The following is a 6,170-nucleotide window of genomic DNA, read 5'->3' as shown; positions in this document are numbered from 1 at the left end:
TGCCTTGCTGTTGGTCCTGACCCGATTGCCGGGGCTGCCGTTTAAAGCCGGATTACAACAACTGGCCTGGCAGTGGTCTGCTATTTTTGGTACCGAACTGACCGTCACTGTCAGTCCGCTGTATTTACCCGGCAGCTTATTTGTGCTGGTTGCCCTGGTCAGCTGTTTTTTACTTAAAGGGTCTGCCGGTATGCTAGGTCGCTGTATCGGGCAAAGCGGCCGGATGCTGTTACCCTCCGTTATTGCACTGGCCGGCGCGGTGCCAATGGTCAGAATTTTTCTGCAGTCTGATGTGAATACCGCAGGCTTGCCGGCGATGCCAATCGCCCTGGCCGCAGAAGCCGCCCGCTATTTAGCCGACAGCTGGCTGTGGATAGCGCCTTTTGTCGGGGCCCTGGGCTCGTTTATTGCCGGCTCGGCAACCTTTTCTAATTTAATGTTTGGCGGTTTTCAGCAGGCAATGGCCACTGAAGCCGGTTTACCACAGACCCTGGTATTGGCTCTGCAGATGCTGGGTGCCAATGCCGGCAATATGATTTGCGTGGTTAATGTGGTGGCCGCGGCCAGTGTCGTTAATTTGCAGGGCCGGGAGGGCGATATTATTCGCTATACGCTGTGGCCGATGTTATTTTACTGTTTCGCTGCCAGCACGGTGGCATGGCTGCTGTTAAAACAAGCGTTGTAAGGCAACTATGAAAATTATTTTTAACGCTAACGATATCCTGGAAGCCCATATCGTCGCCGGTATGCTGCAATCCTACGGCATAGAGGCGCATGTTGGCGGCCATTATCTGCAAGGTGCTGTAGGAGATGTGGCACCCCTTGGCATTGCTACTATTCTGGTACAGGATGAAGATAGCGAGCAGGCTGAAAAAATTGTTGCAGAGTATCAGAATAACGCAGTTGGCCAGAGCGAACCGGATGATCCGCTACTGGCAACCGAAGCTGACTAATACCTTTTGATATCAGTAAGCCGTTAACACTCAATAATATTTACCGCCAGGCCGCCGCGTGACGTTTCCTTATATTTGGTTTGCATATCGCGCCCGGTGTCCCACATGGTTTTAATCACTTTATCCAGTGATACCTTCTGCTCGCCACTGCCACGCAGCGCCAGCCGCGAGGCATTAATGGCCTTAATTGAGCCCATGGCATTACGTTCAATACACGGCACCTGCACTAAACCGCCAACCGGATCGCAGGTTAAACCCAGATTGTGCTCCATGCCAATCTCTGCCGCGTTTTCAACATGTAGCGGTGTACCACCCTGAATTTCAGTCAGCGCAGCAGCTGCCATTGAACAGGCGACGCCCACTTCACCCTGACAACCGACTTCAGCACCTGAGATAGAAGCATTTTTCTTATATAAAATGCCAATAGCAGCGGCGGTTAACAGGTAGCGGGTGGCAATTTCCGGGCTGACCGGCTGAATAAATTTATCGTAATACATCAGCACCGCCGGAATAATACCGGCAGCACCATTAGTCGGCGCGGTTACGACCCGGCCCCCGGCGGCGTTTTCTTCATTTACTGCCAGCGCAAACAAATTAACCCAGTCCATCACCTGCAGCGGGTCGCTGCTTTTCTCCGACATCAGCCGTTTATACAGCGCCGGCGCCCGCCGTTTTACTTTTAAACCGCCTGGCAGAATACCTTCGGTTTTAATACCGCGTTCAATACAGGCCCGCATCGTTAACCAGATAGTATTCAGCTCGCTTTCAATCTGAGCGGGCTTTCTCAGCACTTTCTCATTTTCCAGCATTAAACCGGAAATCGACAAACCATGCTCTTTACACAGGGCCAACAGTTCGCTGCCGGATTCAAATGGAAAGGGCGGCGGATTATCAGCAGCAAACTGGCTGGCTGCTTCTTTTTCCTTGGCGAAATCTTCTGCTTTAACAATAAAGCCACCGCCGATAGAAAAGTATATTTCGCGCAGTAATTCATTTTTGCTGCTGTCAAAGGCCACCAACTCCATGCCATTGGAATGCTCTTTTAAGGTTTTACGCCGGTGAAACACAATGGCGCCTTCACGCGGAAATTTTACGCTGTGGCTTTGTGCCAGTTGCAGCTGCTGACTGTCGTGTACCTGCTTTAATAAACCGTCGATGCTGTCAGGATCAATGGTTTCTGGTAAATAGCCGGATAAACCGAGGATCACTGCTTTACCGGTACCATGACCAACACCGGTCTGACCCAGTGAGCCATACAACTCTACTTTTATGCTGGCGACTTTTTCCAGCAGCGACGCTTCGCTTAAGTTATCGGTAAATTTTTTGGCGGCGCGCATCGGGCCCACAGTGTGCGAACTGGAGGGGCCAATGCCAATACTGAACATGTCAAAAGCACTGATAATCATAATAAGTATCTAATCGGTTATTTTAGGAAATTGCGGCCATTGTAACGGAAGCAGGCCATGACTGTAAGCGGCTTGGTAACTGGTCGGGTGTTATTACAGCTTGTAAAGGCGCCGGAACCGTGGGGAAGGGTATTCGGACGAGAATCAGTTTGCTCTAAGCCAACCGTTGAAGCCCTGGATGGGCGGAAACGAGCCCCCAAGGATGGGTTCACGGCGTGTTGGCGCGAGCAAACCGGTTCGACTCATTTAAGTCTATGCATTTGGTATTCAATGCTGTGCACAGTATTTTTTGTAAACTAAATCTTACATTAAGCCAATTGCAAACAGAGCTGATGCATAATGGCGGCGGTAGCGCCCCAGATAAACTTATCCTGATATGGCATAAAATGCAGATCGCGGGTTTTACCGCGCAAGGTCAGTGATAGCTGATGACGGTTTTGCTGTGGTAAGAAATGGGCAAGGGGGACTTCAAATACCGCGGCCACCTCTGCTACCTGCAGCTGAAAAGTACGCTGTGGCGGTATCAGACCCACCCAGGGCTCAATAATAAAGCCGGTGGTGGTATCCTGCGCTGGTAACCGGCCCAGCAAGATAACCTCAGACCCAGTCAGGCCAATTTCTTCTTCCGCCTCACGCAGTGCGGCCTGGCTGCTGGTCTCGCCCGGTTCCATTCTGCCGCCGGGAAAGCTGATCTGGCCCGGATGATGGCGCAGGTGCAGCGCCCTTTGGGTAAATAACACCTTAAGCTGGTTACCATAATCCACGACCGGCACCAGCACCGCAGCATGCTGTGAGGTGCTGTGCGGCTTATTCGCTAATGGCACCGGCCCTTTAACGGCAGGCAGCGGCCCGGCTGCCGTCGCCGGATTGGGAGTTAATACAAAACGGCTGCAAAAGTCTTCAGCCAGCATCGGCGGTGTCCTGAGTTTGCGGCACAGCGCTGACCGCTGAGGTATTTAGATTAACCAGTACCGGCAATATTTTGTTTACCTTGTCCAGCGTTTCCTGATATTCACTGCCGGCTTCAGAGTCAGCAACAATGCCGCCACCTGCCCAACAGTTAATTTTTGCATCGCTGCAAACCAGGGTTCGAATGGCGATATTGGTATCCATATCACCATTATTATTAATATAGCCAATGGCACCGCAATACACGGAACGACGGTGCGGTTCCAGCTGTTCAATAATCTGCATGGCGGCAACTTTTGGTGCGCCGGTAATAGAACCGCCCGGAAAAGCACCGCGCAGTAAATCACAGGCACTGTACTGTGGGGCCAGCGTGCCGGTAACAGTACTGACTAAATGATGTACCGCCGGAAAGCTTTCAATGGTAAACAGCTCTGGTACTGCAACGCTGCCGGTGCGGCAGACTTTGCCTAAGTCATTGCGCAGTAAATCAACAATCATCACATTTTCGGCCCGATCTTTCTCAGCCTGTTGCAGCTGTGCAGCGGCTTGCTGGTCGAACTCTGGATTGGAATGGCGGGGGCGGGTGCCTTTAATGGGTTTGGTTTCAACCTGACCGTTTTTTAACTGCAAAAAACGCTCTGGCGAAATACTGAGTACCGCGCCCTGTTCCAGCCGGATAAAAGCTGAAAAAGGCGCAGCGTTGGCCTCTCTTAATGCCAGGTATGCATGCCACTCGTCGCCCTGATAGCGGGCACTGAAGCGCTGCGCTAAGTTAATCTGATAGCAGTTACCACTTAATAAATGCTGCTGAATTTGCTCAAACCGATCATTGTATTGCTGCTGGCTGAGATTAGCCTGCCAGTGACTGGTCAGCTGAAAAGGGCTGCTGTTAACCGGTTGCGCCAGCTGATATTGCAGTTTTTGCCATTGTGCCTCGGCATTGCCTTGATAATCAACGCACCATAACTGTTTTAGCTGCTTATCCAGTACCAGTGCTGTGCTGTACAAACCTATCGCCATATCCGGCAGGGGAATATCATGCACGCTCACCGCCGGCAGCTGTTCAAGATAGCGGCCTAAATCATAACCGAAATAACCCAGGGCGCCGCCGCTAAAGGGCAGCGTGCTGTCAGCTGGCACAGGAAAGTAGCGTTTCAGCGCGCAATCTAGCACCGTAAAAGGGTCTTGCGGGTAGTCGTGGCTACCAAGCTCATCACATAAAATCGTGATGCCATTACTGGCTGTCAGCGTAGCAAGAGGCTGCATTACCATTATCTGAAAACGGCTGTTGGGGTGCTCACCAGCAGCCGAGTCAAGCAGCATCGCCCAGGGCTGGCTGGCAAAATGGCCAAAAAGGGGGGTTAAATCCGCAGGCGCAGGTTGTGGAATTAAATACTGCTGCATAGAAGGCTAGCCGCTGTTTTCGATGCGCGCTATCATACCAGCACTCTACCCATTAGTTAATGACCAAGCCAGTTTTGGCAGCAAAGGAAAGAAAGCATGACGGTAATTCGCCAACAAGACTTTATCGAGAGTATTGAAGATGCGTTGCAGTATATCTCGTACTATCATCCGCTGGATTTTATTCAGGCACTGGAGCAGGCTTATCATAAAGAGCAGAACCAGGCTGCCAAAGATGCCATTGCCCAAATTCTGATTAATTCCCGGATGTCGGCTGAAGGCCACCGGCCAATTTGCCAGGATACCGGCATTGTCACTTGTTTCGTTAAAATTGGTATGGATGTAAAGTGGGATAAAACCGACCTGACCGTACAGCAAATGGTGGACGAAGGCACGAGGCGTGCTTACCTGAATCCGGATAACCCGCTGCGCGCCTCTATCGTCGCTGACCCGGCCGGCGCTCGGAAAAATACCAAAGATAACACGCCATCAGTGGTGCACATTGATTTAGTCGCTGGTGATCAGGTCGAAGTGATGATTGCGGCCAAAGGCGGCGGCTCCGAAAATAAAACCAAGATGGCCATGCTTAATCCGTCAGATTCTATTGTTGACTGGGTGCTGGAAACACTGCCTAAAATGGGTGCTGGCTGGTGTCCGCCGGGCATGCTTGGCATTGGCATTGGCGGTACTGCCGAAAAAGCTGCGGTGCTGGCCAAAGAAGCGCTGATGGAGCCGGTGGATATTCAGCAGCTGATTGCAAAGGGCGCGCAAACGGCTGATGAAAAACTGCGTTTAGAGCTGTACGAGAAAGTCAATAAACTCGGCATTGGTGCCCAGGGGTTAGGTGGTTTAACCACCGTGGTCGATGTCAAAATTAACAGCGTACCGACCCATGCTGCCAGTTTACCGGTCGTGATGATCCCCAACTGTGCCGCGACCCGCCACTTACATTTTCACTTAGATGGCAGCGGTCCGGCAGATATTCAACCACCAAAACTGGAAGACTGGCCACAGGTTACCTGGGAGCTTGGCGAAAAGGTGCGGCGGGTCAATCTGGATACCATTACCCCGGCTGATGTGCAAAGCTGGCAGGCAGGCGAAACAGTATTGCTAAGCGGTAAAATGCTGACCGGCCGGGATGCTGCCCATAAACGGATAGCCGATATGCTGAATAAAGGCGAGGGCTTACCAGAAGGGGTTGACCTTAAAAACCGTTTTATTTATTACGTTGGGCCGGTTGATGCGGTGCGCGATGAAGTCGTTGGCCCGGCAGGCCCGACGACCGCCACCCGGATGGATAAGTTTACCGAGATGATGCTGTCGCAAACCGGGTTACTTGGCATGATTGGTAAGTCGGAGCGGGGCGATTTAACCGTTGAGAGTATTAAAAAGCACAAAGCGGTGTATCTGATGGCAGTGGGCGGTGCTGCTTATCTGGTGTCAAAAGCCATTAAAAAATCCCGGGTAGTGGCTTTTGCCGATTTAGGTATGGAGGCCATTT

General features: G+C 51.6%; 6 protein-coding genes. 3 read left to right on the top strand and 3 right to left on the bottom strand.

The features are described 5' to 3' along the window. Positions 1-685: L-lactate permease (locus R3177_RS12345; RefSeq protein WP_318971333.1), on the top strand; the 685-nt coding region annotated here is incomplete at its 5' end. Positions 686-692: 7 nt separating this feature from the next. Next, the gene (locus tag R3177_RS12340; RefSeq protein ID WP_318971332.1) at positions 693-953 is read left to right on the top strand and encodes a DUF2007 domain-containing protein; all 261 of its coding nucleotides are present in this window, start codon (positions 693-695) and stop codon (positions 951-953) included. A gap of 23 nt (positions 954-976) precedes the next feature. Here R3177_RS12340 and R3177_RS12335 read toward each other — a convergent pair whose 3' ends face one another. From R3177_RS12335 to pabB, 3 genes are all read right to left on the bottom strand, one after another. Beyond that, a complete protein-coding gene (locus R3177_RS12335; protein ID WP_318971331.1) occupies positions 977-2,359 on the bottom strand; it encodes an L-serine ammonia-lyase in 1,383 nt (460 codons plus the stop codon). Between the two features lie 308 nt (positions 2,360-2,667). Continuing rightward, positions 2,668-3,270: a CoA pyrophosphatase gene (locus tag R3177_RS12330; RefSeq protein WP_318971330.1), complete on the bottom strand. Its 603-nt coding sequence runs from the start codon at positions 3,268-3,270 to the stop codon at positions 2,668-2,670. Then, complete coding sequence (gene pabB, locus R3177_RS12325; protein ID WP_318971329.1) at positions 3,260-4,672, bottom strand: aminodeoxychorismate synthase component I; 1,413 nt, start codon at positions 4,670-4,672, stop codon at positions 3,260-3,262. Before pabB ends, R3177_RS12330 begins: the two co-directional genes overlap by 11 nt. A 96-nt stretch (positions 4,673-4,768) precedes the next feature. On the opposite strand from pabB, the gene R3177_RS12320 reads away from it, so the two are divergent. Continuing rightward, positions 4,769-6,170, top strand: a 1,402-nt coding sequence (locus tag R3177_RS12320) for a fumarate hydratase (RefSeq protein ID WP_318971328.1), incomplete at its 3' end; no start/stop codon positions are given.

It is taken from the genome of Arsukibacterium sp. (assembly GCF_033722355.1).
Taxonomy (GTDB): Bacteria; Pseudomonadota; Gammaproteobacteria; order Enterobacterales; family Alteromonadaceae; genus Alishewanella.
Note: the sequence above shows the minus strand (reverse complement) of the source record. Positions and strands in the feature narration are given on the sequence as shown.

What these genes read in the sequence shown, in the direction of transcription:
- R3177_RS12340 (WP_318971332.1), top strand. Translation starts at nt 693, where the DNA reads ATGAAAATTATTTTTAACGCTAACGATATCCTGGAAGCCCATATCGTC.
- R3177_RS12335 (WP_318971331.1), bottom strand. Translation starts at nt 2,359, where the DNA reads ATGATTATCAGTGCTTTTGACATGTTCAGTATTGGCATTGGCCCCTCC.
- R3177_RS12330 (WP_318971330.1), bottom strand. Translation starts at nt 3,270, where the DNA reads ATGCTGGCTGAAGACTTTTGCAGCCGTTTTGTATTAACTCCCAATCCG.
- pabB (WP_318971329.1), bottom strand. Translation starts at nt 4,672, where the DNA reads ATGCAGCAGTATTTAATTCCACAACCTGCGCCTGCGGATTTAACCCCC.